Below are 23,228 nucleotides of genomic sequence, written 5' to 3' on the forward strand. Positions count from 1 at the left end.
CACGCCGACCGGACTCCACGAGAATGAGGTGCCGGGCGATGCCAGTTGTGAGCGAACCAACGAAGCCGGTCGCGCGCGCCCGAGCGACGCTCGGCGCATCCGTCGTCGTCGATCGCGGCTCGTGGTCTGGCCGACGCTGGCTGCTCGCGGCCGGAATCGCCGTGGTGGCCGTCGTCGCCCTGATCGCCGCCGGTGGGCTCATCGGGCCAGCGGATGCCCTGCCAGGAGGCTCGGCCGTCGCGCCCTGGTGGGCGCTGCCGGTCGTCGTCGTCGGCTCAGCGCTCGCGGCCCTCGTGGTCGCCAGCTACGTCGGCACCCCGATCGGCGCCGACGCGACCCTGTGCGACACCCGCTGGCCCGCGCTGGGCCTGACCGGGCTGTACCTCGCGACGGAACTGCGCTCCCTCGAGCCGGTTCTGGGCGCCTCAACCGACGGCCCGGTTCGGCCGGTCGTGGCGCTCGCCGCGATCGGGCTGCTCGTCTGGGCGCTGCGCGCACGGCTCATGACAGAGCACCGCGCCACCGCCGCGCTTGCCGCCGACGTCGATGCCCAACCCGGGGAGGTCTGCACCACCTGCCGGCCGCTGTTCGCCCGCACCACCCGACCCGCCGCATCCGCTGCCCCCACAACAGAAAGTCACCCATGAAGAAGACCCTCGCCTCCATCGTGCTTACCGTCACCGCCGTCTTCGGCCTGGCCGCCTGCGCCACGACCGCCGACCCCATCGAGCTCACCGCCAACACGGTCGTCGTCGACGTGCGCACCGCGTCGGAGTTCGAGGCCGGCCACCTCGACGGTGCAGTCAATATCGACGTGCAGTCCGCCGATTTCGACGCCCTCATCGGCGCGCTGCCGGCCGCGGGCGATTACGTGGTCTACTGCGCCAGCGGCAACCGGTCCGCCGGTGCCGTCGACCGCATGGAGGGCCTCGGCTTCACCGCGGTGACGGATGCCGGCGGCATCTCTGAGGCCGAGACCGCGACCGGCCTCGCGGTGGTCACCGCCCCCTGATCCGCTGACCCGCTCACCCGCTGCCCCGCTCATCCGCTGACCCGCTTATCGGTTGCGGGCGCGCCCGAAACGGGCGCGCGCTACGGTAACGGCCGTAGCGGCCGCCCGTTTCGGGCGCGGTCACGCCCGCTCCGCCGTGCGGCCTACTGGAACGCGGAGATGCCCGTGATGGCGCGGCCGACGAGCAGCGTGTTGATCTCGTAGCTGCCCTCGTAGCTGTAGACGGCCTCGGCGTCGGCGAAGACACGCGCCATGCCGAAATCGGTGCTGATTCCGTTGCCGCCGAGCACCGAGCGGCCGAGCGCGGCGGACTCCCGCATGCGTGCGCTGCCCGAGGCCTTCGCCATGGCCGCTTGCTCGGGCCGCAGGGTTCCGGCCTGTTGCAGCTGCGCGATGCGCACCATCGTGCCGAGCGAGGTGGTGGCGTTTTCGAGCATCCGCACGAGCTTGTCCTGCACGAGCTGGAACGACGCGATCGGCTTGCCGAACTGGGTGCGCTCGAGGGCGTAGCGCAGCGCGCAGTCGTAGGCGGCGAACTGCAGCCCCACGGTCTGCCAGGCCACCCAGGCCCGAGAACTGGTTAGCAGTCCGTTGATGTCGTCGAAAGTGGATGCCCCCGGCAGCCGGTCCTGCTCGCTCACCTCGACGTTCGTGAGGGTGATCGTGGCGTTCTGCACGATGCGCAGCGCGATCTTGTTCTCGATCTTCACGGCGCGCAGCCCCGCGGATGTCGAGTCGACGAGAAAACCCTTGATCTGCCCGTCTGCGGTGTCGCGGGCCCAGACCAGCACGGTGCTGGCGAAGGTGCCGTTGCCGATCCAGCGCTTCACGCCGTTGAGGGTCCAGAAATCGCCGCGGCGGGTTGCCGTGGTTTCCATGCACCGGGAGATGTCCGAGCCGTGGTCGGGCTCGGTCAGCGCGAACGCCCCGATCGTGCGCAGCGAGAGCGCGTCGGGCAGGTAGTGGGCACGCTGCTGGGCCGAACCGAGCTGAGCGATCGCGGCGGTGAAGAGTCCGCTGTGCACGCCGAGGAAGGTGGACATCGAGGTGTCCACGCGGGCGAGTTCGAGGTGCATGAAGCCCTGCAGCAGATAGCTCTCGCCGCGAGCGGACATGCCCACGAGGTCGAGGGCGGCGAGAGGCGCCAGCACCTCGAACGGAAACTCGCCACGGTCCCAGTGATCGGCGACCAGGGGGCGCACGTCGAGTTCGAATACCTCGCGTGCGGCGTCGAGCCGCAGTCGTTCGGCGGGTGTCAGCAGATCTTCGTAGCCGAGAAAGTCGGCGGACGCACAACCGGCGACGGGGGAGTCGGTGCAGCGGGAGTCGGATGGCGTGCGATGGACGGCGACGGCGGGATGCTCCGCGATGCTCATAGGATCCTCTCTGACCGAATGTGATCCGAGCCTGCGGCATGAATGACGGCTGCACAACGTGTCAACGCAGAACCGTGCAGATTGCATGGCTGAAACGCGGATCAACGTGCCATACTGCGGTACATGCCCATCATTGACGCGATTGACGCCCGCATTCTGCTTGCCCTCAGCGATGACGCCCGCCTGGCCGGAGTGGAGATCGCCCAGCGCCTCGGCCTGTCGCGCAACACCGTGCAGAGCCACCTGGCCCGCCTTGAGTCGGGGGATTTTCTCGCCTCGATCGACCGTCGTGTGATTCATCGGGCACTCGGCTACCCGCTCACGGCCTTCGTCTCCGCGCTTGCCGACCAGCACCAGCTCGCCACAATCGAGGAGGTGCTCAGCACGATCCCCGAGGTCGTCGAGGTGCACGGCGTGGCCGGTGAGAGCGACGTGATGATTCAGATCGTCGCCAGGGACGCCGATGACCTGTATCGCATCGCCGGTGTGATTCTGGCGACCCCGGGCATCCAGCGCACCGAGGTGGCCCTCTCGATGCGGGAGATGGTGGCCTACCGCACTCGGCCGCTGCTCGAAAAACGTGCGGCCCCGCGGCCACTCGAGTGAGTGGTCGCGGGGCCGCGGACGCGGAGAACGGATGCCCCGCTATCGAGGCGAAGCACCCTCCAGCGTCGTCTCTCGGGCGTTGATCGCCGAGTCGGCGGAGGGGCTTGCCGGGTCGACCCGCAGGGCGATCGCCCCGAGAAGTTCCGTGGGCACACGGTAGGTCTCTCGGGCGGTCGCGGCCGCAATGGCCGACAGCACGAGGCACGCGGTGGTGAACACGGCCACCGGGACCCAGCCGTTGATGCCCTCACCGAGCAGCGCGAAGCCGATGCTCGGGGCGAATCCGGCGAGCAGGAATCCGAGCTGGGTGCCGATCGCGAAACCCGAGTAGCGCACCGGAGCCGCGAACATCTCCGAGAAGAACGCCGGCCACAGGCCGTTGAGCATGGAATAGAAGCAGGTCATGTTCAGGAAGGCGCCAAGGAAGATGAGCGGGACCGAACCGGTCGAGATCGCCCAGAAGTAGAGGAAGATCGTGGCGGCCGAGCCGAGGGTGCCGGTGATCCAGACCGGCTTGCGCCCGATGCGGTCTGACAGCGTCGACAGCAGCGGGATCGTGACCATCGAGCCGGCGATGGAGACCGTGGCCACCCACAGCATGGTGGTGCGGTCGATACCGACGGCTTCACTGGTGGCGTAGGCCAGGCCGAAGACGGTGAAAACGGTCTGGGTCACGGCGAAGAGGGCCATGAACACCACCCGAATCACGTCGCGCCACTGGTGACGAAAAACCTGGGCGGCCGGGAACTTTTCCACCGCGTCCGCGGACTTGGCATCCTCGAAGACGGGAGTCTCGTCGAGCCGGGAGCGCACAATGTAGGCGGCAACCAGTACGACGGCGCTGAACCAGAACGGTACCCGCCAGCCCCACGAGAGCAGGTCGGCTTCAGGCAGCGCCGCGATCGGAATGAAGACGATGGTTGCGAGCACCATGCCGGCGGCGTACCCGGTCATGGTGAAGCCGGAGAAGAATGCGCGCCGGTGGGCCGGTGCGTGTTCGATGGCCAGGGTACTGGCGCCGGCGGCCTCGCCGCCGGCCGAGAAACCCTGCGCGAGGCGGCACAGCACGAGGAGTGCGGGCGCCCAGAGACCGATCTGGTCGTAGGTCGGCAGAAAGCCGATCGCCAGGCTCGCCACCCCCATGATCACGAGGGTCAAAATCAGCACGCGTTTACGGCCGATGCGGTCGCCGAAATGGCCGAGGATCAGACCGCCGAACGGTCGTGCCACGTAGCCAACACCGAAGGTGGCGAGGGAGGCGATCGTCGCCACGGCTGGGTCGTCGGCCGAGAAGAACACGTGGCTGAACACGAGTGCTGCCGCCGCGCCGTAGATGAAGAAGTCGTAGTATTCGAGGGCGCTGCCGACGAACGCCGCGGCGGCCGCCTTGCGCGGCATCCGTTCCGACGTCGGGGTGTCCGACAGGTGCGTTTCGATGGTTCTGGACATGATGTCTCCTTTGACATGGTGCCTGAGGTGAAGAGTACTCAACGACGAGCGAGTGTCGCTCAGGTGGCGGTGTAGCCGCCGTCGATCACGAGTTCGGATCCGGTGCTGAAGCGGGACTCGTCGGAGGCGAGGTAGAGCACGCCGTAGGCGATTTCGTCGGGTTCGCCCTGACGACTGAGCGGGGAGCCGGCCACGAGCTGGCGGTAGTAGGCCTCGGGGCCGACCGCGCTCATCTCGGCGGCCGTGCGGCTCATGCGGGTGTTCATCGAGCCAGGGTGCACCGAGTTCACGCGGATTCCGTACTCGCCGTAGGTGGCGGCATCCGCTTTGGTCAGCAGCCGCACAGCGCCCTTGGTGGCGTGGTAGAGCGGCACGCTCTTGCCGCCGGTGATGCCGTGAATCGACGAGAAGTTGACCATGCTGCCGCGGCGAGCCGCGATCATGTGCGGCACAACGTACTTGGTCATGAGCCAGGTGCCCTTGACGTTCACGTTGAAGATGCGATCGAACTCCTCCATCGTCGACTCGTGTGACGGTGCGGCACGACCGATGATGCCGGCCGCGTTGATGAGGATGTCGGGAGCACCGATCTCGTCGACGACCCGGGCGACGGCACGTTCCACCTGCTCGGGGTCGGTGATATCGAGGTCGATAGAGGTGATGGCGGGATCGTTCCACGGTTCGGCGGGGCCGCCGAGGTCGAAGCTCGCGACCCGGGCGCCGTGCCGGGCGAGCAGGCGAACGCAGGCGCTGCCGAGGTCGCCGCTGCCGCCGGTCACGATGGCGATCTTGCCGGCTACGCGCTGGTTGTCGCGGTCTAATACGGGAGTGCTCATCGTTTCGTCTCCATTTCAGTGTGGTCGGGCCATTCGTAGTCGACCGACACGATGTCGTCGCAGTTAGGCCCCGAGAGGGCGATCAACGGAAGGTGCAGCGGATGCGTCGCGTAGCCGGCCACCTGGGCGAGCGTGTCGAATTCCGCCACCAGAGCCACGTTCCAGGACCTCTCGGAGCCGAGAACGTCACGCCCGACGCTGAGGGAGCGCAGGCCGGGAACCTGCCCCACGAGCGTGTCCAGTCCGGCCAGCCACTGCTGCTGCAGCGGGGCGGTGAAGGTGTCGGCGAATTTGAACATCACCACGTGGCGGATCATGAAGCGGCCGTGGTGGTCAGTTGTGGCGCATACCCGGCCTCGGCCCCGGCGAGGGTGCGGCCGGTCAGGTAGCCCATCGTCATGAGCGGGCCGAGGGTTGCGCCGGCACCGGGGTAGCCGGCTCCGTAGGCGCTTTCGGTGGTGTTGCCGGCCGCGAAGAGGCCGGGGATCGGCTCGTTGTCGAGGTCGAGAACCCGGCCCAGGCCATCCGTTGAGACCCCGCCGCTCGTGCCGAACGCCCCGTTCACGACGGCGAGCGCGTAGTACGGCCCGGTCGTGAGCGGGCCGAGGCTCGGATTGGGGTAGCTGTTCTTCGCGTCTCCCCAGTAGGTGTCGTACCGGCTTTCGCCGCGGCCGAAATCGGGGTCCTGGCCGAGCACGGCGAAGTGGTTGAAACGGTCGATGGTGGCCTGCAGCGCATCGGCGGGCACGCTGAGCTTGGCAGCGAGGTCGGCGAGCGTCGCGCCCTCGACGAGCCAGTCCGGGGTGCCCTGGCCGGACCGGTGACTGAGCACGCCGTAGCGCTCGAGAAAGGACTGGTCGAAGACCACGTGCACGGGGGTGTTCAGCGGGGTGCCGGCAGCCGAATCCCAGGAGTGCAGGGAACGCGCCAGGTCGTTGTAGTTCTGCGATTCGTTGGCGAAGCGCTGGCCGTGCTGATTGACCATGATCGAGCCGGGCCCCTGGCGCTCGAAGCGCAGCAGCGTGCCGACCTGCTCGCCGTCGCGCAGGTCGCCGGGAATGACCGACATCGGGGCCCACCAGGCCTCGCGGGTGCCGCCGACCTGGGCACCGATGCGCTGGGCCATCGTGAGGCCGTCGCCGGTGTTGGAGGGGGGAGAACACACCACGTGCAGGCGGCTCTGCAGCAGCCCGTCGGCGAGTGGGCGGTTCCATTCGAAGCCGCCGCAGGCAAGCACGACACCGGTCGTGGCGGTGAACGTGCGCCCGTCGATGACGACACCGCACACGGCGCCGGAGGTCTGCACGAGGCGTTCCGCGCGGGCGTCGACCGCGAGGGTCACGCCGTCGCGCAGGCAGCTGGCCAGCAGCATGCCCACGAGGGCCTGGCCCTTGGCGACCTCGCCCGCGGCGTCGCGGGCCGCGAGATCGTCCCAGGGAAAGTTCGTGAACGCGCCCCAGCCCTCGTACTCCTGCATCGTGAACGGCAGACGGCCGTCGGTGCGCACGTGCTGCCGCAGCGTGCCGAGGCCCGTTGCGGCATCGTAGAGGGCCGGTTCGACCGTTCGGCCGCCATCCTGGGCGCCCGGCAGGTCCATGCGGTAATCGGGAAAATTGTCGAGCAGCAGGTAGACGAGGCCGAGCTGTTCGCTCGTGTAGCGCAGCATGTCATCGCCGTGGGTGATGGCGGCATCGAAGAGTTCGTCTCGGCCGCGGCCCCGGGAGACGGCCCGCACGTAGCGAGCGGCGTCGGCCGGGGAGTCGTCGATTCCGGCCTCACGGGCCAGGTGGTTGGCGGCGATCCAGAGCATGCCGCCGGATACGGCCGAGGTACCGCCGAGCAGGGCGGATTTTTCGACCACGAGCACGCTCTTGCCCTCGTGCGCTGCGGTGGCGGCGGCGGTGAGCGCCCCGGCCCCGGAGCCGACCACGATGACCTCAAACTCGTCGTGCAGTTTGCCGTTGAGAACTCGCATAAACACTCACACTTTCGTCTTCATTGACGCCTGATTGCGTAGTTGAAGAGTGCCGAGTCTGCGGATCAAACGGGGGCGGCATTCCGTTGAACGGAAGGGATCGTTGTCGCGGGGCTCGCGCGAGGTGCTCACGCGAGAGGTCCTAACGCGAGAGCGGCAGACGCCTGACCGCTGCTCGTGGCCGGTCGGCGCCGAGGGCTCGGGAAATGCCGCGGGCGGCGGTCTTGAGGGCCGGTACGGTTGCGCGCAGATCCTCCTCGCCGCGAGGCACGATCACGTTGAGCGCCGCGATCACCCTGTTGCCGCTCTCGAAGACGGGAACGGCGATTCCGGTCGCTTCCGCCACGATGATGCCGGGGACCGAGGCGTAGCCGAGCTGACGGATCTCGGCGAGGAGTCGGCGCAGTTCGGTGGTCTCGGTGACCGTCTGTTCGGTAAAGCGCACGTGGGTGCGGGCCAGCATCTCCTCCTGCAGCTCGGCGGGGGAGTGGGCCAGCATCACCAGACCCGATGAGCACGCGTAGATCGGCAGGCGGCCTGCAATCCGGGTGATGTTTACCGCCGATCCGCGCGCGGTGAGTCGTTCGATGTACAGCACGTCTCCGCCGTCGAGCACGCCGAGCGTGGTGTGCTGCTGCACGACGGCCTGCAGGTCCTCCAGAAACGGCAGCGCGACCTCGCGCAGATCGGCGGTGTGGGAGCCGCGCGAGGCCAGCTCCCACAGCCGGCGTCCCAGCCGCACATCGCCGTTGTCCGCGCGCTCCAGCAGCCGTTCGGCCACCAGCTGACCCACCAGGCGGTGCGTGGTGGCGAGGGGAATTCCCACCCGCCGCGACAGGGCCGAGAGGGTCATGGCTGACCGATGGGTGTCGAACGCTCCGAGAATGCTCACCACCCGGGTCACGAGCGACTCACCGGACGACGAATTGGCCATGCGCCATGGTAGCGCCACGTCATGGCCTTCCACTGGTTGGAAGTTACCGCCCGGCCGGGGATGGAGAACCGCACACTGGCGATACAACCTGTCATCGTCGCTAGGAGAATCCTGTGTCCCCAGAAACCACACCCGTCGCCATCATCGGCGCCGGCCCAGCCGGCCTGCTCCTCAGCTGGGCACTGCGCGAGGCGGGGATCGACTCGATCGTCGTCGAGAATCGCTCGCAGGACTACGTTCTTGCTCGCATCCGGGCCGGCGTGCTCGAGCAGGGCTCGGTGGAATACCTGACCAGGCTTGGTCTCGGCGATCGCCTCAAGGCCGAGGGAATGGAGCACGACGGCATCTACCTGCAGTACGGCGGGCAGCGACACCGCATCAATTTCAACGAGCTCATCGGGCGTACGGTCACGGTCTACGGCCAGCAGCAGGTCGTGAAAGACCTGGTCGCCGCGCACGAGAACGCCGGTTCCACCATCTACTATGAGGCGGCGGATGTGGCGGTGCACGATCTCGAGTCGCCCACCCCGAGCGTGACCTTCGTGCATGCCGGTGAAAAGCACATGGTAGCGGCCGATTTCGTGGTTGGCGCCGACGGATTTCACGGCATCTGTCGTGCCTCCATCCCGGCCGACGAGATCACCCTGTTCGATCGCAGTTATCCCTATGCCTGGCTCGGCATTCTCGCCGACGTCGCCCCCTCGACGGACGAGCTCATCTATGCCCTGCACGACGATGGCTTCGCGATGCATTCGATGCGCTCACCCGAGGTGTCTCGTCTGTACCTGCAGGTCGACCCGAGCGACGATATCGCACGCTGGTCGGATGAGCGCATCTGGGAGGCCTTGCAGACCCGGCTCGGAGTGCCTGGGTGGACCCTGACCGAGGGAAAGATCACAGACAAGTCGATCACGCCCATGCGCAGCTTCGTCGCGTCCACGCTCGCTCACGGCAACCTGTTTCTGGTGGGCGATGCCGGCCACATCGTGCCGCCGACCGGTGCGAAAGGCCTCAATTCGGCCATCTCCGATGTGACCCAGCTCGCCGAGGCGCTCACCGCTCACTACCGACAGGACGACTCGCTGCTCGGCCGCTACAGCGAGACCGCGCTCGCCCGGCAGTGGCGCGTACAGCAGTTCTCCCGCTGGATGACCGACATGCTCCACCGCAGCCCCGGTGACCGGCAAGCGGACCTGTTCGACTACCGCAGCCAGGTGGGCCAGCTCGATTACGTCACGCACTCGCCCCTCGCGCAGCGGATGCTCGCGGAGCAGTACACGGGGTTGCAGCTCTGACACCGCGCCCGGGTCGGATACCATAGGCCCCAACGGAGAGTGGTGGTATGGCAGGGAGGCCCGCGCGACGATCGCAGGGTGCTGCCGCCGGGCCGCCCGCGGACACCCGCACGCTGCCGGCCCGGCTGTTCGCCATTCTCGATGCGTTCACCCGGCCGGCACCGGCGGTCTCCCTCACCCTGACCGCGATTTCGGAGCGCTCCGGTATTCCGCTGTCCACGACGCATCGCCTCGTCGCGGAATGGGTGATCTGGGGCGGCCTCACCCGCCAGCCCGACGGCCGCTACACCCTCGGGCTGCACCTCTGGGAACTGGGAATGCAGACCCCGACGGCCCGCACGCTGCGCACGATCGCGTTGCCCTACCTCGAAGACCTGTATGAGGCGACTCGGGAGCACGTGCACCTCGCGATCCTCGACGGCCACGACGCGCTCTACCTCGAGAAGCTCTCCGGACACCGTCCCGTGCACGTCATCTCCCGGGTCGGCGGGCGCCTGCCCCTGCACTCGACCGGGGTTGGTCTGGTTCTGCTCGCCTACGCTTCCCACGACGTCATCGATGAATACCTGTCCCAGGCACTGCAGCGCTTTCTGCCGGGCACGATTACCGCCCCCGAGGAACTTCGCCGGAGGCTCGCCACGATTCGAATGCTTGGCCTGGCCGTCATGACGGAGGAGATGACCGCCGGGTCGAGTTCGCTTGCCGCCCCCATTCGTGATCGCACCGGCCAGGTCGTGGCGGCCGTCTCGGTCGTGACGCGCACGACCGTTGGCACCGAACACGAGCAGCAGCACGCGGTGCAGGCCGCCGCTCAGGGCATCAGTCGTGCCCTCGGATACCGTCGCGCCGCCCCCCTGTCGGGCTCAGCGGTGGCTCTGTCCTAAGTCATCTGGCCGGGACGGCACGGAGGATGCTCTTGACAGGAACGATCTGAGGTTTCACAATGTACTAACTAGTACGTACTGAATCGCGCGAGCGACCAGGACCGAGACCAAGGACAAGAATCAATGATGATTTCGGATCGATCAGACCTGCCGCACTCCGCCGGCCTTCCCCTCGTTCTCGTCGTGAACGGGCCCAATCTCAACCTGCTCGGTACCCGCGAACCGGGCACCTACGGCACCGAGACGCTCGCCGATGTCGAACAGCGAATCACGGTCGCAGCCACCCGGCTCGCCGTGCGCACGGAGTTCGTGCAGAGTAACCACGAGGGCGTACTGATCGACGCGATCCACGCGGCCCGCGGACGGGCCTCCGGCATCATCATCAACGCGGGCGCATTCACCCACACCTCGGTCGCCCTGCGCGATGCGATTGCGGCCGTGGCCCTGCCGATGGTCGAGGTGCACCTCACCAATGTGCACGCCCGCGAAGCGTTCCGCCACCACTCCTACCTCTCCGACCTCGCCGAGGCCGTGATCGTCGGCGCCGGGCCGCTCGGCTATGTCTTCGCCCTCGAGTTGCTCGCGGGCCGCACCGCCGCGCACGAAGCGACCTCAGCATGACCGCGACCGGCTTTCTTGTCGGCCTCATCGGCGAGGGCATCACGGCCTCGCTGACCCCGCCGATGCACGAGCGTGAGGGGCGCCACCTGGGCTTCGACTACGACTACCGCACCCTCGACCTGCTTGAGCTCGACCGGTCGCCGCGCGACGTCGGTGCCCTGCTCGCCGAGTCCCGAGATGCAGGGTTCGCCGCACTCAACGTGACCCACCCCTGCAAGCAGCTCGTGATCCCGTTTCTCGATGAACTCGATCCCGCGGCCGAGCACATGGGTGCCGTCAATCTCGTGCTCATTCGGAACGGCCGCTTCATCGGGCACAACACCGACTGGACGGGATTCCGCTCCGCCCTGCTGGCCGGCCTTCCGGAGGCCGGCCGTGACCGCATCGTGCAGTTCGGGTCCGGCGGTGCCGGCTCCGCGACCGCCTACGCACTGCTCACCCTGGGCGTGCGTCGTCTCGCCATTGTCGACGTGCTCCCCGAGCGTGCCCAGGCCCTCGTCGACCGCTACGCGCCCCTTTTCCCAGGCCAGGACGTGCTCGCGAGCACCCCGCAGATGCTCAGCGATGACCTCGCCACCGCCGATGGTGTTGTGCACGCCACCCCGACCGGCATGAAGGAACACCCCGGCCTGCCCTTCGACGTGACAGCACTCGCCACAGCCGCCTGGGTCGCCGACATCGTGTACCGCCCGATCGACACCGAACTGCTCGCCACCGCTCGGAGGCTCGGCCATGAGGTGCTCGACGGAGGACGGATGGCGGTGGGCCAGGCCGCCGACAGCATCCGTTTGATCACGGGCACCGAACCCGATGCCGACCGCATGCGTGCCCACTTTCTGCAGCTGCTGGGTGACGATGCGGCTCTCGCAGCCGCCGCAGCGGGCGGGCGGGCCTGATGCGCTCCTCCATCGCAACCGTGTGCATCAGCGGGTCGCTCGGCGACAAGCTCACCGCGATCGCCGACGCCGGATTCGACGGCTACGAACTCTTCGAGCTTGACCTCGTGACGAGCCGGCTGTCGCCGGAAGATGTCGTCTCGCGCTCCACCGATCTCGGACTCTCGATCGACCTGTACCAGCCCTTTCGGGACTTCGAAGGCGTCACGCCCGACCAATTCGCGCGCAACCTGCGCCGAGCCGAACACAAGTTCAGGCTGATGAACCGGCTCGGCATCGACACCATGCTGCTCTGCTCGAACGTGGGCACGGCCAGCCTGCCGGGCGATGCCCTCGCCATCGACCAGCTCGGCGCCCTCGCCGCGCTGGCGGACGCGAACGGCGTGCGCGTCGCCTACGAGGCCCTGGCCTGGGGAAAATTCGTCTCCACCTATGACCACGCCTGGAACCTCGTGAAGCAGATCGACCACCCGGCCCTCGGGGTCTGCCTCGACAGCTTTCACATTCTGTCCCGCGGCAGCGACCTCGACGCCATCGCGACCATCCCCGGGGAGAAGATCTTCTTCTGCCAGCTCGCGGATGCTCCGCTCATGAACCTCGATGTACTCAGTTGGAGCCGGCACTACCGGCTGTTTCCGGGGGAGGGCAACTGGGACCTCGCCGATTTCGTGGCCCGTCTCGTGCACGCCGGCTATCAGGGACCGCTCTCGCTCGAGGTCTTCAACGACGTGTTTCGGCAGGGCGACCCCTGGGTCACCGCTCGCGACGCTCGCCGCTCGCTCGTCGTACTCGAGGATGCCGCCCGCGCGGCGCGGCTGCCAGCCCCGTCAGCGGGGAGACCCGACCTGCTGACGGGGCTGCCGACCGTCGATGCGAGCCGTGGCTTCAGCTTCATCGAGCTGCAGCCGGGCACCGGAACCGCGGTCGACGTGACCCTCAATCAGCTCGGCTTCACGCCGCGAGGCAAGCACCAGCGCAAGAACGCCGAACTCTGGTCGCAGAACGACGTGCACGTGGTCGTCAACCATGACCTCACGGGCCCGCAACCGCAGGTCGCGGCGCTCGGCTTCGAGGTCACCAACGTGCAGCGGGCATCCGCCCGCGCCGTGGCACTGCGCTCGCATCTGCTGCCCCGCGACCGCGCCTGCGACGAAGACGTGCTCGACGGAATCCTGACCCCCGACGGCACCGAGGTGTATTTCAGCGAACGCGACGGCGACACCCCGAGCTGGCTCAGCGAATTCGGCCCGGCCGACCCCGATCCAGCTTCGGGACCGTCGACCGGCATCACCCACGTCGACCACGTCGCCCTCGTGCAGCCCTGGCAACGTGCCGATGAGGCCGTCTTGTTCTACCAGAGCATCCTCGGCCTCGTTGTTTCCGACGGTCTCGACCTCGCTGGCGAAGCAGGACTCGTGCGAAGCCGCAGCCTCGTCACCGCCGACCGCGGCATCCGTCTGGCGCTCAATGTGACGCCGGTGCAGCCGGGCGTGATGGATGTCTACCCCAACCATGTCGCGCTGCACACCGATGATCTGATTGCCACGGTGACCGCACTGCGAGCCCGCGGTGCTCGCCTGCTGCCGATTCCGCAGAACTACTATGACGACCTCGACGCCCGCCTCGACCTCGGCAGCGAGGTCATCGAGACCTTGCGGGCCCACGAGATTCTCTTCGACCGTGACGAGCACGGCGACTTTCTGCACGTCTACACGATGCCCGTTGGCCAGGTCTTCTTCGAAATCGTGCAGCGCACCGGCGGCTATGACGGCTACGGAGCGGCCAATGCCCCCGTGCGGCTCGCCGCTCAGCGTGCCGAGGAACGTCAGCAGCACACAGATTAATCTCCCCCAATAGAAAAGGATCAATGATGACCCCTCGTTCAACCGCGCCCACTCCGGGCAGCGCTCCCGCCGTCACCACGGCCAACCCCCGCCGAGCGGCGGCGGCCGCCTGGATCGGCAGCGCCCTCGAGTACTACGACTTCTTCATTTACGGAACCGCCGCCGCTCTCGTCTTTGGCCGGGTCTTCTTTCCCGACACCAATCCGCTCGCCGGAACCCTGCTGGCCCTGGCCACCTTTGGCGTGGGCTACCTGGCCCGGCCGATCGGCGCCCTCGTGCTCGGTCACCTCGGCGATACCGTTGGTCGCAAGAAGGTGCTCGTCTTCACCGTGCTGCTCATGGGAATCTCGACCGTGCTGGTCGGATTCCTGCCAAGCTACGAGCAGATCGGCGTTGCGGCGCCGATCCTGCTCGTGCTGCTGCGCCTCGCCCAGGGCTTCTCGGCCGGCGGCGAACAGGCCGGCGCCAACTCCATGTCGATGGAACACGCCCCCGACCACCGCCGCGCGTTCTTCACGAGCTTCACGCTCAGCGGCACCCAGGCCGGCCAGATCTTCGCCACCGCTGTCTTCATTCCGGTAGCGCTGCTGCCCGAGGCCGACCTGCTGAGCTGGGGCTGGCGCATCCCATTCTGGATCAGCGCCATCGTGATCGTGGTTGCCTTTCTCATCCGCCGCACCCTCGACGAGACCCCGGTCTTTACCGCGGAGGTCGCCGGCGGCGACGTCGCCGAGGTGCCCGTTCGCGTGCTGTTCCGCGATCACTGGCGAGGAGTGCTGCGGGTCATCGCCGCGGCCCTGATCGCGTCGGTCAGCACCATCTTCACGGTCTACGCACTGAGCTTCGCCGTGAATACCGTGGGGCTCGACCGCACCACCATGCTGTGGGTGGGGGTGCTCGCCAACGTGGCCGCGCTCGGAACCATCCCGCTCTGGGCCATGCTCTCCGACCGGGTCGGCCGCAAACCCGTCTTCATCGCCGGGTCCCTGGGCTCGGCCGCGCTCATGTTTGTTTACCTGTATGCCATCTCGATCGCGAACTACCCACTGATCTTCATCGTGGGCATCGGAATGTTCGGCTTTATCTACACGGCCACCTCGGCCGTCTGGCCCGCCTTCTACGCCGAAATGTTCCCCGCCGCCGTGCGACTCTCCGGAATGGCCATCGGCACCCAGATCGGTTTCGCGGTGGCCGGTTTTGCACCGACGATCGCGATCGCCGCGGCTGGAGACGGCCCCAACGCCTGGCTGATCGTCGCCGTGATCACCGCGGTGATCTGCCTCATCAACGTGATTGCCGTAGCAACGGCCAAGGAAACATTTCGGGTGCCGATGAACGAGCTCGGGCAGAGAAGCGCGGCTCCGGCCCCGCAGCGCTCCCGGGTGACACACTAGGGGAATGATGTCCGCGATCGTCACGGCCGAGGGCGCACAGCGACGCGATCCCGAGCGCACCAAGCGTGAAATTCTCGAGGTCGCCACCGCGGAGTTCGCCGCGAGCGGCTTCGCGGGGGCCCGCGTCGATCGCATAGCGGAGCTGACCCGAACGACCAAGCGCATGATCTACTACTATTTCGAGTCGAAAGAGGGCCTGTACCTGCAGGTCCTCGAGAAGGCCTACGCGCTCATTCGCACGGTTGAGCGTGAGCTCGATGTTGCCGGCCTGTCTCCGGTCGACGGGTTACGGGCGCTCGCCGAGTTCACCTATGACCACCACACGAGCCATCCGGATTTCATTCGCCTCGTGAACATCGAAAACATTCACCGAGCGCAACACATTAGCCAGTCGACGATCATCCACGATCTCAACTCCACCGCGATCGACACCCTCGACGGTCTGCTGCGTCGTGGCATCGCCGCGGGTGAGTTTCGCACCGACATCGATGCCCTCGACCTGCACGCCATGATCAGCGCCTACTGCGTGTTCCACGTCGCCAACCGCTACACGTTTCGCACCCTCTTCGGCCGTGACCTGCTCGAACCCGAGCGGCACTCGTACTATCGGCGGCTCGTCGGAGACATGATCGTCGCGACCATGACCGACCTTCACCGCCCCGATCTGGTGCCGCCGCAATCGACCAGGGAACAACAAACTTCCACTGAGTAGAAGTTTCGGTCCGGCCCTGCGGATCGTCCGCCACACTCGAAACATCCACCTGTCACCGTTGCTAGGAGAATCCGTGCCCCACGACATCCGTTCGGCCCCCGCCAGGGGTTCGGGCCGCGAATCCCAGGATTCCATCACCGCCGAGATGATCGCGATCGAAACGGATGCCGCAGCCCGCGTCGCCCGGGGCGGCTCGCCCGAGCTGCACCCCCGCCGGGACTACGCGCCGTACCGCAGCTCGCTGCTGCGTCACCCCACCCACGAGCTCGTGCGCGTCGACCCGGAAGAGGTCGAACGCGTCTCGCCGGCTTTCGGTCACACCGACGTCAACTCCCTCGAGAGCGACCTCACCATTCAGCACTCCGGCGAACCGATCGGTGAACGGATGACCGTCGGAGGCCGGGTGCTCGACGGCGAGGGTCGCCCGGTGCGGCACCAACTCGTGGAGCTCTGGCAGGCCAACGCCGGCGGTCGCTACGTGCACAAACGCGACCAGCACCCGGCTCCGCTCGATCCGAACTTCACCGGCGTCGGCCGCGTCATCACGGGCGACAACGGCGAGTACTCCTTCACCACGATCAAGCCGGGCCCCTACCCGTGGAAGAACCATGTGAACGCCTGGCGGCCGGCGCACATCCACTTCTCACTGTTCGGAACCGCGTTCACGCAGCGACTGATCACTCAGATGTATTTTCCCGGCGACCCGCTCTTCGCCCTCGACCCGATCTATCAGTCGATTGCCGACCCGGCTGCCCGCGCACGGCTCGTCGGAGCGTATGACCACAGCCTGAGCGTGCCCGAATTCTCGCTCGGCTACCGCTGGGACATCGTGCTCACCGGCCCGAAATCGACCTGGATGGAAAGCGAAGAAGCCCATGACTGATTTAGGCACCGTGCAGGACACCGTTCGCAACAACGTGCAGGCACCGGCCCTGCAGACGCCCTCACAGACGGTCGGCCCCTTCTACGGGTATGCCCTGCCCTACGAGCGCGGTCCTCAGCTCGTTCCCGGCCACCACCCGCACGCCATCCGCTTTCACGGCACGGTGACGGATGGCGCCGGGCAACCCATTCTTGATGCCCTGCTCGAAGTCTGGCAGGCAGACGAGACCGGAACCCTCGTGCAGAAGCTCGGCAGCTGTGACCGCGATGGCTTTACCTTCACCGGCTTCGGCCGCGCCCCGACCAGCATCGCCGGCGAATACACGTTTACGACCGTCAAGCCGGGTTCGGTTGCCGGTCGCGCGCCGTACGTCCTGGTGACCGTTTTCGCCCGCGGCGTCACCCACCACCTCTTCACCCGGGCGTATTTTCCCGAGGATTCCGCGCTGCACGCGAGCGACCCCGTTCTCACCACGGTGCCGGCCGATCGCCGCGGCACCCTGATTAGCATCGCCGAACCCGCCATCGCCGGAACGCCGTCGTACCGTTTCGACATCCGTCTGCAGGGCGAAAACGAGACCGTCTTCCTGGACTTCGATGCCTGAGGCCCTGGGCACGGACTTCGGTCTGCTGAGTCCGCTCGACGCGGGCACCCGGGCCGCCGCGCTGACCGGGGATCGGGCCTGGCTGCAGGCCCTCGTCGACACCGAGCTCGCTCTGACCCGCTCGCTCGTGGCGGCTGGTCTCGCCCCCGACTGGATGTTCCCGGTCTGTGACGCGCTGACGGATGCAGCCACTCTCGATCTGGCGGCCATCGCCGCGGCCGGACGTGGCGGCGGCAACCCCGTCATTCCGCTCGTGAAGCACCTGGCGGCGGCCGCCGAACGGCAGTACCCGGGCGCATCCGACCACATTCACGTGGGCGCAACGAGCCAGGACATACTCGACACGGCGGCCATGCTCGTCGGCAGCCGGGTCGCCGCGGAGGTTCACGCCCAACTCGCCGGGTTCGCCGGCGCCCTCGCCGGGCTCGCCAGAGACCACCGCGACACGGTCATGGCCGGCCGTACACTTGGGCAGCAGGCGTCGCCGACAAGCTTTGGTTTCGTCGCGGCCGGCTGGCTTGACGCCGTACTGGCGGCCAGCGCGCGCCTTGAATCGGTCACCGTAGGCCTGCCCGTGCAGTTCGGCGGTGCGGTCGGCAACCTGTCGGTGCTCACCGAAATTGCCCGCACCCGCCGCGCATCCGATCGCGCCCACGCCGACCGCGCCCACACCGACAACATCGTGCACGACGTGCTGCGCGATTTCGCCGGTCGACTCGGCTTGGCCGTTCCAAGCCTGGCCTGGCACACCAACCGGCTGCCGGTCACCGACCTCGGCTCCGCGCTGGCCGCCGCGATCGGCGTTGTGGGCTCTTTCGCCCTCGACGTCTCGGTACTCTCCCGTACCGAGATCGCCGAACTTTCCGAACGGCTCGGGGCGGGCGAGGGGGGTTCCTCCGCCATGCCGCACAAGCGCAACCCGGTCACGGCGGTTCTTGTCGTCGCGGCCGCCCGACAGGCGCCGGGCCTGCTGGCGACGCTGTATGGCTCCCTGCTGACAGAGGACCAGCGCCCGAGCGGGGCCTGGCACGCCGAGTGGCCGCCCCTGCGCGAGTTGGAACGCCTCGCCGTGGCCGCGGCGACCGGCGCCGCCTCGTTGGCCGACCGCCTCGATGTCGATGCCGAGCGGATGCGTGGCAACCTCGACCTGACTGACGGCCTCATCTTCAGCGAACGGGTCACAACGGTGCTCGCCGAGGCGCTCGGCAAGACCACCGCCTTCGGGCTGGTTCAGCGGGCCTCCGAGGAAGCCTTTCTTACCCACCGGCCCCTGCAGATCGTGCTCTCGGGCATGCTCTCCGCCGAGGGTGCCGATGAGTCCCTGCGGGCCCGCGCCTGGGCGGCCTTCGACTACGCCGGTGATCTCGGTCAGTCCGGCGCGGGCATCGACCGCGTGCTGGCCCGGCACGGCGCCGGCACACTACTCACCACCGTCGATACAGCAAGGATATCCAGACCATGAGCCATCCCACCCTGCTTTGCACGCTCGACCCGGCACTCAGCGGCGCGGGCGACGCACCCCTGCTCGTGCTGGGCCCCTCGCTGGGCACCACGACGGCCCTGTGGGCCGGCCTCGTTGCCACGCTCAGCCAGACCCACCGGGTGCTGCGCTTCGACCTGCCCGGCCACGGCATGAGCCCCGCCGCGACAGACGCCTTCACCGTGGCCGACCTCGCGGCCGCGGTGATCGACCTCGTCGACGCGGTCGGCGGCGGCGATTTTCACTACGCGGGCATCTCGCTCGGTGGTGCCGTCGGGCTGCAGCTCGCCCTCGACTACCCGCAGCGCCTGACGAGTCTCGCCGTGATCTGCTCCGGATCCGTCGTCGGCACGCCGGAGGGCTGGCTCACCCGCGCCGCCCAGGTGCGCGCGAGCGGCACCCCGGCCCTCATCGTCGGCAGCGCCGAACGCTGGTTCGCTCCGGGCTTTCTCGAGCGCGACCCGGGAAGCGGATCGGCCGCCCTGCACACGCTCATGGACATCGACGACGAGTCCTATGCACGCTGCTGCGAAGCGCTCGCCGGTTTCGATGTGACGGATGCCGTGGGCGGCATCCGCACACCGACCCTGCTGGTCGCCGGCGCGCTTGACCAGGTCATCTCGACCGCATCGATGCGGCAGCTCGGCGAGCGGATGCCCACCGCGCAGGTCGCCGAAGTGGCCGAGGCCGCGCACCTTCCCTCCCTCGAGCGCCCCGAAGCCCTCGCCGCGCTGCTGCTGCCGCTCATCGCGCCGACGCCGCTCGCCGCAGTGCTGAATACACCAGTGCTGAATACACCAGCGCCGAATACTCCCGTGCAGCGTGACAGCGTTTATGACGCCGGCATGGTCGTGCGGCGCGAGGTGCTCGGCGATGCGCACGTGGACCGGGCGACCGCGGCGATCACCCCGGAAACCGCCGATTTTCAGGATTTCATCACCCGCTACGCCTGGGGCGAGATCTGGACCCGTCCGGGACTTGATCGCCGCACCCGCAGTTTTCTCACGATCGCGGCCCTCGTCACCGGCGGCCATGAGGGCGAACTGGCGATGCACGTGCGCGCCGCCCTGACCAACGGGCTCAGCCGCGCCGAGATCAGCGAAGCGATACTGCACACCGCAATCTACGCCGGAGTGCCGGCCGCGAACGCGGCCTTCGCGATCGCCCGCGAGACCTTCGCCGATCTCGACGCCGCTGGTGCCGCTCTTCCGGCCGACCTGCCCGCCACGAACTAAGGACATCGTTCCATGGATAAGACTTTTTCTTCTGCGGCCGCCGCGGTTGCCGATATTCCCGATGGGGCGTCCATTGCCGTCGGCGGGTTCGGGCTGGTGGGGGTGCCGATCGTGTTGATTCGGGCGTTGCTCGCGCAGGGCACCACGGGCCTGCATGTGGTGAGCAACAACTGTGGTGTTGATGGTTGGGGCCTCGGTGAGTTGCTGCGTGAGGGCCGTATCAGCCGGGTCATTGCGTCGTATATCGGTGAGAACAAGGACTTCGCCCGCCGCTACCTCGGCGGTGAGCTCGAGGTAGAGCTGACCCCGCAGGGCACCCTGGCCGAGCGTCTGCGTGCCGGTGGTACCGGAATTCCGGCGTTCTTCACCGCGAGTGGGGTGGGCACCATGGTCGCCGAGGGCGGACTGCCGTGGCGCTACGGCCCGGATGGTGAGGTGGTGGTGTCGTCGCCGCCGAAAGAGACCCGGCTGATCTCGTCGCTGGGCAGTGAGAAGGAGTACGTGCTCGAAGAGGCGATCGTCACCGACTATGCCTTCGTGCGTGCCGCGAAGGGTGACCGGCACGGCAATCTGGTGTTCGAGAAGTCGGCTCGCAACTTCAACCCGGTGGCCGGTATGGCCGGCCGCATCACGATCGCCGAGGTCGACGAACTCGTCGAACCCGGCGAGATCGACCCTGACCAGGTGCATCTGCCCGGCATCTATGTGAACCGCATCGTGCAGCTCGGCGCAGCGGATGCCGCCGACCTGCCGATCGAGAAGACCACGACCCGGCCGCGCCCGGCATCCGCTGCCGCGACCGTGAATGGAGCGAACTGATGGCCCTCACCCGTAACCAGATGGCCGCGCGCGCCGCCCAGGAGCTCGCCGCGGATTCGTATGTCAATTTGGGCATTGGATTGCCGACGCTCATCCCGAACTTTCTGCCGGATGGTGTGCACGTCGTGCTGCACTCCGAGAACGGGGTGCTGGGGGTGGGCCCGTATCCGTGGGAGGGCGAGGCCGATCCGAAACTGATCAATGCCGGCAAGGAGACCGTGACCGTGAATGCGGGGGCGGCGTACTTTGACTCGGCGCAGAGCTTCGGCATGATTCGCGGCGGCATGATCGACGTTGCCGTGCTCGGCGCGATGCAGGTGAGCGTGGCCGGGGACATCGCGAACTGGGCGGTGCCGGGCAAGATGATCAAGGGCATGGGCGGTGCGATGGATCTCGTGCACGGCGCCGACACCGTGATCGTGGTCATGGAACATGTCACCAAGACCGGCGAACACAAGATCAAGACCGTCTGCGACCTGCCCCTGACCGGGAAGGCCGTGGTGACGCGCATCATCACCGACCTCGCCGTGATCGACATCACCCCCGAGGGTCTCGTGCTGAGTGAACTCGCGCCCGGCGTCAGCGTTGATGAGGTGCAGGCCGCGACCGAGGCGCCCCTGTTGGTGCCGGCCACGCCGCTGACCATTCGCACCATGATCGATCCCACCAGCACCGATGACGGAGTTGCCGCATGACGAGTACCAGAACCCCCACAGCCCTGCGCGAGGTCGTCATCTGTGAGCCGGTGCGCACCCCGATCGGCCGGTTCGGCGGCGCGTTCAAGACCGTCGCGCCGGCCGATCTCGCCGCGGCGGTCATCGCCGCGCTCATCGAACGCACCGGACTCGACGGCGCCTTCGTCGATGACGTGATCTTCGGCCAGGCCTACCCCACGGCCGAAGCCGCCCCGGTCGCCCGCGTCGCCGCCCTCAACGCGGGGCTCCCGGTCACCGTCGGGGGCGTGCAGGTCGACCGCCGCTGCGGCAGCGGATTGCAGGCCGTGCTCGACGCCGCGATGCAGGTGCAGACCGGGGTCAGCGACCTAGCGATCGCCGGCGGCGTCGACGTGATGAGTCAGGCTCCCTTCTATACCGTGGATTCCCGCTGGGGTGTCGGCGGAACGGCCGGAATGCTGCTGCGTGATGCGCTCGGCCGTGGCCGCGAAACCGCCGGCGGTCGCCGTTTTCCGGTGCCGGGCGGCATGCTCGAGACTGCCGAGAACCTGCGCCGCGACTACGGGCTCGGCCGTGAGGAGCAGGACCGCCTGGCGGTCGAATCGCAGCGCCGGGCGTTGGCATCCGTCGCCGCTGGCCTCTTCACCGACGAGATCGTGCCCGTCACCGTGCCCGGCCGCAAGGGCCCCACGATCGTCTCGGTCGACGAGACTCCGCGCGCGACGACGCTCGAGGCCCTCGCCGGCCTGAAGCCCATCCTCGGCAAAGCGGATGCCGCCGCGACCGTCACCGCCGGCAACGCGAGCGGGCAGAACGATGCGGCCGCGGCGTGCATCGTGACGACCCCGGAACGCGCCGCCGAACTCGGCCTCACCCCGCTCGTGCGCCTCGCGTCCTGGGCGCGCGCCGGCGTCGAGCCCAGCCGGATGGGCCTCGGGCCGGTGCCGGCGACGAAGCTCGCGCTCGAACGCGCTGGCCTGAGCCTGGCGGACATCGACCTGATCGAGCTCAACGAGGCCTTCGCCGCGCAGGTGCTCGCCGTCAGCCGGGAATGGAACTTCACCGACGCGGATTGGGAACGCACCAACGTGAACGGTTCGGGCATCTCGCTCGGGCACCCGGTCGGAGCGACCGGCGCCCGTATTCTCGCGACCGCCGCGCGGCACCTGCAGCGCACAGACGGTCAGTTTTTGCTCGAGACCATGTGCATCGGCGGCGGCCAGGGCCTCGCCGCCATCTGGGAACGCGTCTAACCCGACCCCTGCGCGCCCGCCGACCCCGGCTGCCGCGCCGCGTGGGCCTCCGGGCGCACCGTCGTTACGCGGGCGCAGGGTAGAACCTGCGCCCGCGTCGTGAACCGGTAGTTGTCAACCTGACTGAGACACGAGGTGGGTGTTGATGTCGGCGGGTGGGGGCAGTGGCGGGGCTCTTCGCTGCGCGGGTGTCTCGACCGGCTCGACAACCGGCGCCGCTGCGCCGCTGCGCGGGTGCTACGCCACCCTGCCGGGAAGTCGGGGTGGAGCTGCGCGGGTGCTGCGCCGCTGCGCGGGAGTTGCGCCACCCTGCCGGGAGGCCGGGGTGGAGCTGCGCGGGTGCTGCGCCGCTGCGCGGGTGGCACGCCTCCCGCGCAGCGGCGCACTACCCGCGCAGCTCCCGGCAGGGGGTGTGGGGGCGTTCGCTGCGCGGGGGTTGCGCCGGC

The 23,228-nt window shown here is 68.0% G+C and carries 23 protein-coding genes; 17 read left to right on the top strand and 6 right to left on the bottom strand.

Translation table 11 applies throughout. The features are described 5' to 3' along the window. Positions 1-38 precede the first annotated feature (38 nt). Both E3T55_RS03135 and E3T55_RS03140 read left to right on the top strand, forming a co-directional pair. Positions 39-647, top strand: coding sequence for a hypothetical protein (locus E3T55_RS03135; protein ID WP_134518120.1), 609 nt, complete (start codon positions 39-41; stop codon positions 645-647). Continuing rightward, the gene (locus tag E3T55_RS03140) at positions 644-1,012 is read left to right on the top strand and encodes a rhodanese-like domain-containing protein (protein ID WP_134518121.1); all 369 of its coding nucleotides are present in this window, start codon (positions 644-646) and stop codon (positions 1,010-1,012) included. Before E3T55_RS03135 ends, E3T55_RS03140 begins: the two co-directional genes overlap by 4 nt. A gap of 143 nt (positions 1,013-1,155) precedes the next feature. On the opposite strand, the gene E3T55_RS03145 is transcribed toward E3T55_RS03140, so the two are convergent. Next, the gene (locus E3T55_RS03145; RefSeq protein ID WP_134518122.1) at positions 1,156-2,388 is read right to left on the bottom strand and encodes an acyl-CoA dehydrogenase family protein; all 1,233 of its coding nucleotides are present in this window, start codon (positions 2,386-2,388) and stop codon (positions 1,156-1,158) included. 123 nt (positions 2,389-2,511) lie between these two features. Here E3T55_RS03145 and E3T55_RS03150 point away from each other — a divergent pair, with 123 nt between their 5' ends. Continuing rightward, a complete protein-coding gene (locus tag E3T55_RS03150) occupies positions 2,512-2,994 on the top strand; it encodes an Lrp/AsnC family transcriptional regulator (protein WP_134518123.1) in 483 nt (160 codons plus the stop codon). Positions 2,995-3,033: 39 nt separating this feature from the next. Here E3T55_RS03150 and E3T55_RS03155 read toward each other — a convergent pair whose 3' ends face one another. From E3T55_RS03155 to E3T55_RS03175, 5 genes are all read right to left on the bottom strand, one after another. Continuing rightward, positions 3,034-4,443 carry an MFS transporter gene (locus tag E3T55_RS03155; protein WP_134518124.1) on the bottom strand — a complete coding sequence of 470 codons (1,410 nt, stop codon included), beginning with the start codon at positions 4,441-4,443 and terminating at the stop codon, positions 3,034-3,036. A gap of 59 nt (positions 4,444-4,502) precedes the next feature. Next, positions 4,503-5,279, bottom strand: a complete 777-nt coding sequence (locus E3T55_RS03160) for an SDR family NAD(P)-dependent oxidoreductase (protein WP_134518125.1) — start codon at positions 5,277-5,279, stop codon at positions 4,503-4,505. Continuing rightward, positions 5,276-5,596 (bottom strand): Dabb family protein, encoded by a 321-nt coding sequence (locus tag E3T55_RS03165; protein WP_134518126.1) that lies wholly within the window; start codon positions 5,594-5,596, stop codon positions 5,276-5,278. Before E3T55_RS03165 ends, E3T55_RS03160 begins: the two co-directional genes overlap by 4 nt. Then, positions 5,593-7,254, bottom strand: coding sequence for an FAD-dependent oxidoreductase (locus tag E3T55_RS03170; RefSeq protein ID WP_134518127.1), 1,662 nt, complete (start codon positions 7,252-7,254; stop codon positions 5,593-5,595). Before E3T55_RS03170 ends, E3T55_RS03165 begins: the two co-directional genes overlap by 4 nt. A 142-nt stretch (positions 7,255-7,396) precedes the next feature. Next, positions 7,397-8,188, bottom strand: coding sequence for an IclR family transcriptional regulator (locus E3T55_RS03175; RefSeq protein ID WP_134518128.1), 792 nt, complete (start codon positions 8,186-8,188; stop codon positions 7,397-7,399). Positions 8,189-8,301: 113 nt separating this feature from the next. Between E3T55_RS03175 and E3T55_RS03180 the strand changes: the two genes are divergently transcribed. From E3T55_RS03180 to E3T55_RS03245, 14 genes are all read left to right on the top strand, one after another. Further along, positions 8,302-9,483 (top strand): 4-hydroxybenzoate 3-monooxygenase, encoded by a 1,182-nt coding sequence (locus E3T55_RS03180; RefSeq protein WP_134518129.1) that lies wholly within the window; start codon positions 8,302-8,304, stop codon positions 9,481-9,483. Positions 9,484-9,530: 47 nt separating this feature from the next. Next, positions 9,531-10,367, top strand: a complete 837-nt coding sequence (locus E3T55_RS03185) for an IclR family transcriptional regulator (protein ID WP_134518130.1) — start codon at positions 9,531-9,533, stop codon at positions 10,365-10,367. Positions 10,368-10,490: 123 nt separating this feature from the next. Continuing rightward, positions 10,491-10,988, top strand: a complete 498-nt coding sequence (gene aroQ, locus E3T55_RS03190) for a type II 3-dehydroquinate dehydratase (protein WP_241992824.1) — start codon at positions 10,491-10,493, stop codon at positions 10,986-10,988. After that, positions 10,985-11,884 carry a shikimate dehydrogenase gene (locus E3T55_RS03195; RefSeq protein WP_134518131.1) on the top strand — a complete coding sequence of 300 codons (900 nt, stop codon included), beginning with the start codon at positions 10,985-10,987 and terminating at the stop codon, positions 11,882-11,884. Before aroQ ends, E3T55_RS03195 begins: the two co-directional genes overlap by 4 nt. After that, on the top strand, positions 11,884-13,728 hold the full coding sequence (locus tag E3T55_RS03200; RefSeq protein WP_134518132.1) for a bifunctional sugar phosphate isomerase/epimerase/4-hydroxyphenylpyruvate dioxygenase family protein: 1,845 nt from the start codon (positions 11,884-11,886) through the stop codon (positions 13,726-13,728). The genes E3T55_RS03195 and E3T55_RS03200 overlap by 1 nt, the downstream gene beginning before the upstream one ends. A 26-nt stretch (positions 13,729-13,754) precedes the next feature. Then, a complete protein-coding gene (locus tag E3T55_RS03205; RefSeq protein ID WP_134518133.1) occupies positions 13,755-15,122 on the top strand; it encodes an MFS transporter in 1,368 nt (455 codons plus the stop codon). Positions 15,123-15,126: 4 nt separating this feature from the next. Next, positions 15,127-15,834, top strand: coding sequence for a TetR/AcrR family transcriptional regulator (locus E3T55_RS03210; protein WP_241992825.1), 708 nt, complete (start codon positions 15,127-15,129; stop codon positions 15,832-15,834). Between the two features lie 73 nt (positions 15,835-15,907). Further along, entirely contained in the window at positions 15,908-16,717 is an 810-nt protein-coding gene (gene pcaH / locus E3T55_RS03215; protein ID WP_241992826.1) for a protocatechuate 3,4-dioxygenase subunit beta, read from the top strand. Beyond that, positions 16,710-17,321, top strand: coding sequence for a protocatechuate 3,4-dioxygenase subunit alpha (gene pcaG, locus E3T55_RS03220; RefSeq protein WP_134518134.1), 612 nt, complete (start codon positions 16,710-16,712; stop codon positions 17,319-17,321). The genes pcaH and pcaG overlap by 8 nt, the downstream gene beginning before the upstream one ends. Further along, positions 17,314-18,783 (top strand): lyase family protein, encoded by a 1,470-nt coding sequence (locus E3T55_RS03225; protein WP_134518135.1) that lies wholly within the window; start codon positions 17,314-17,316, stop codon positions 18,781-18,783. Before pcaG ends, E3T55_RS03225 begins: the two co-directional genes overlap by 8 nt. Continuing rightward, positions 18,780-20,036, top strand: a complete 1,257-nt coding sequence (pcaDC, locus tag E3T55_RS21065) for a bifunctional 3-oxoadipate enol-lactonase/4-carboxymuconolactone decarboxylase PcaDC (RefSeq protein WP_134518136.1) — start codon at positions 18,780-18,782, stop codon at positions 20,034-20,036. The genes E3T55_RS03225 and pcaDC overlap by 4 nt, the downstream gene beginning before the upstream one ends. A gap of 12 nt (positions 20,037-20,048) precedes the next feature. After that, entirely contained in the window at positions 20,049-20,855 is an 807-nt protein-coding gene (locus E3T55_RS03235) for a CoA transferase subunit A (protein ID WP_134518137.1), read from the top strand. Beyond that, positions 20,855-21,550 carry a 3-oxoacid CoA-transferase subunit B gene (locus E3T55_RS03240; protein WP_134518138.1) on the top strand — a complete coding sequence of 232 codons (696 nt, stop codon included), beginning with the start codon at positions 20,855-20,857 and terminating at the stop codon, positions 21,548-21,550. The genes E3T55_RS03235 and E3T55_RS03240 overlap by 1 nt, the downstream gene beginning before the upstream one ends. After that, positions 21,547-22,782, top strand: coding sequence for an acetyl-CoA C-acetyltransferase (locus tag E3T55_RS03245; RefSeq protein WP_166791658.1), 1,236 nt, complete (start codon positions 21,547-21,549; stop codon positions 22,780-22,782). The genes E3T55_RS03240 and E3T55_RS03245 overlap by 4 nt, the downstream gene beginning before the upstream one ends. Positions 22,783-23,228: the final 446 nt, after the last annotated feature.

The organism is Cryobacterium frigoriphilum, from assembly GCF_004403305.1.
Lineage (GTDB): Bacteria > Actinomycetota > Actinomycetes > Actinomycetales > Microbacteriaceae > Cryobacterium > Cryobacterium frigoriphilum.

What these genes read in the sequence shown, in the direction of transcription:
- E3T55_RS03135 (WP_134518120.1), top strand. Translation starts at nt 39, where the DNA reads ATGCCAGTTGTGAGCGAACCAACGAAGCCGGTCGCGCGCGCCCGAGCG.
- E3T55_RS03140 (WP_134518121.1), top strand. Translation starts at nt 644, where the DNA reads ATGAAGAAGACCCTCGCCTCCATCGTGCTTACCGTCACCGCCGTCTTC.
- E3T55_RS03145 (WP_134518122.1), bottom strand. Translation starts at nt 2,388, where the DNA reads ATGAGCATCGCGGAGCATCCCGCCGTCGCCGTCCATCGCACGCCATCC.
- E3T55_RS03150 (WP_134518123.1), top strand. Translation starts at nt 2,512, where the DNA reads ATGCCCATCATTGACGCGATTGACGCCCGCATTCTGCTTGCCCTCAGC.
- E3T55_RS03155 (WP_134518124.1), bottom strand. Translation starts at nt 4,443, where the DNA reads ATGTCCAGAACCATCGAAACGCACCTGTCGGACACCCCGACGTCGGAA.
- E3T55_RS03160 (WP_134518125.1), bottom strand. Translation starts at nt 5,279, where the DNA reads ATGAGCACTCCCGTATTAGACCGCGACAACCAGCGCGTAGCCGGCAAG.
- E3T55_RS03165 (WP_134518126.1), bottom strand. Translation starts at nt 5,596, where the DNA reads ATGATCCGCCACGTGGTGATGTTCAAATTCGCCGACACCTTCACCGCC.
- E3T55_RS03170 (WP_134518127.1), bottom strand. Translation starts at nt 7,254, where the DNA reads ATGCGAGTTCTCAACGGCAAACTGCACGACGAGTTTGAGGTCATCGTG.
- E3T55_RS03175 (WP_134518128.1), bottom strand. Translation starts at nt 8,188, where the DNA reads ATGGCCAATTCGTCGTCCGGTGAGTCGCTCGTGACCCGGGTGGTGAGC.
- E3T55_RS03185 (WP_134518130.1), top strand. Translation starts at nt 9,531, where the DNA reads ATGGCAGGGAGGCCCGCGCGACGATCGCAGGGTGCTGCCGCCGGGCCG.
- aroQ (WP_241992824.1), top strand. Translation starts at nt 10,491, where the DNA reads ATGATGATTTCGGATCGATCAGACCTGCCGCACTCCGCCGGCCTTCCC.
- E3T55_RS03195 (WP_134518131.1), top strand. Translation starts at nt 10,985, where the DNA reads ATGACCGCGACCGGCTTTCTTGTCGGCCTCATCGGCGAGGGCATCACG.
- E3T55_RS03200 (WP_134518132.1), top strand. Translation starts at nt 11,884, where the DNA reads ATGCGCTCCTCCATCGCAACCGTGTGCATCAGCGGGTCGCTCGGCGAC.
- E3T55_RS03205 (WP_134518133.1), top strand. Translation starts at nt 13,755, where the DNA reads ATGACCCCTCGTTCAACCGCGCCCACTCCGGGCAGCGCTCCCGCCGTC.
- E3T55_RS03210 (WP_241992825.1), top strand. Translation starts at nt 15,127, where the DNA reads ATGATGTCCGCGATCGTCACGGCCGAGGGCGCACAGCGACGCGATCCC.
- pcaG (WP_134518134.1), top strand. Translation starts at nt 16,710, where the DNA reads ATGACTGATTTAGGCACCGTGCAGGACACCGTTCGCAACAACGTGCAG.
- E3T55_RS03225 (WP_134518135.1), top strand. Translation starts at nt 17,314, where the DNA reads ATGCCTGAGGCCCTGGGCACGGACTTCGGTCTGCTGAGTCCGCTCGAC.
- pcaDC (WP_134518136.1), top strand. Translation starts at nt 18,780, where the DNA reads ATGAGCCATCCCACCCTGCTTTGCACGCTCGACCCGGCACTCAGCGGC.
- E3T55_RS03235 (WP_134518137.1), top strand. Translation starts at nt 20,049, where the DNA reads ATGGATAAGACTTTTTCTTCTGCGGCCGCCGCGGTTGCCGATATTCCC.
- E3T55_RS03240 (WP_134518138.1), top strand. Translation starts at nt 20,855, where the DNA reads ATGGCCCTCACCCGTAACCAGATGGCCGCGCGCGCCGCCCAGGAGCTC.
- E3T55_RS03245 (WP_166791658.1), top strand. Translation starts at nt 21,547, where the DNA reads ATGACGAGTACCAGAACCCCCACAGCCCTGCGCGAGGTCGTCATCTGT.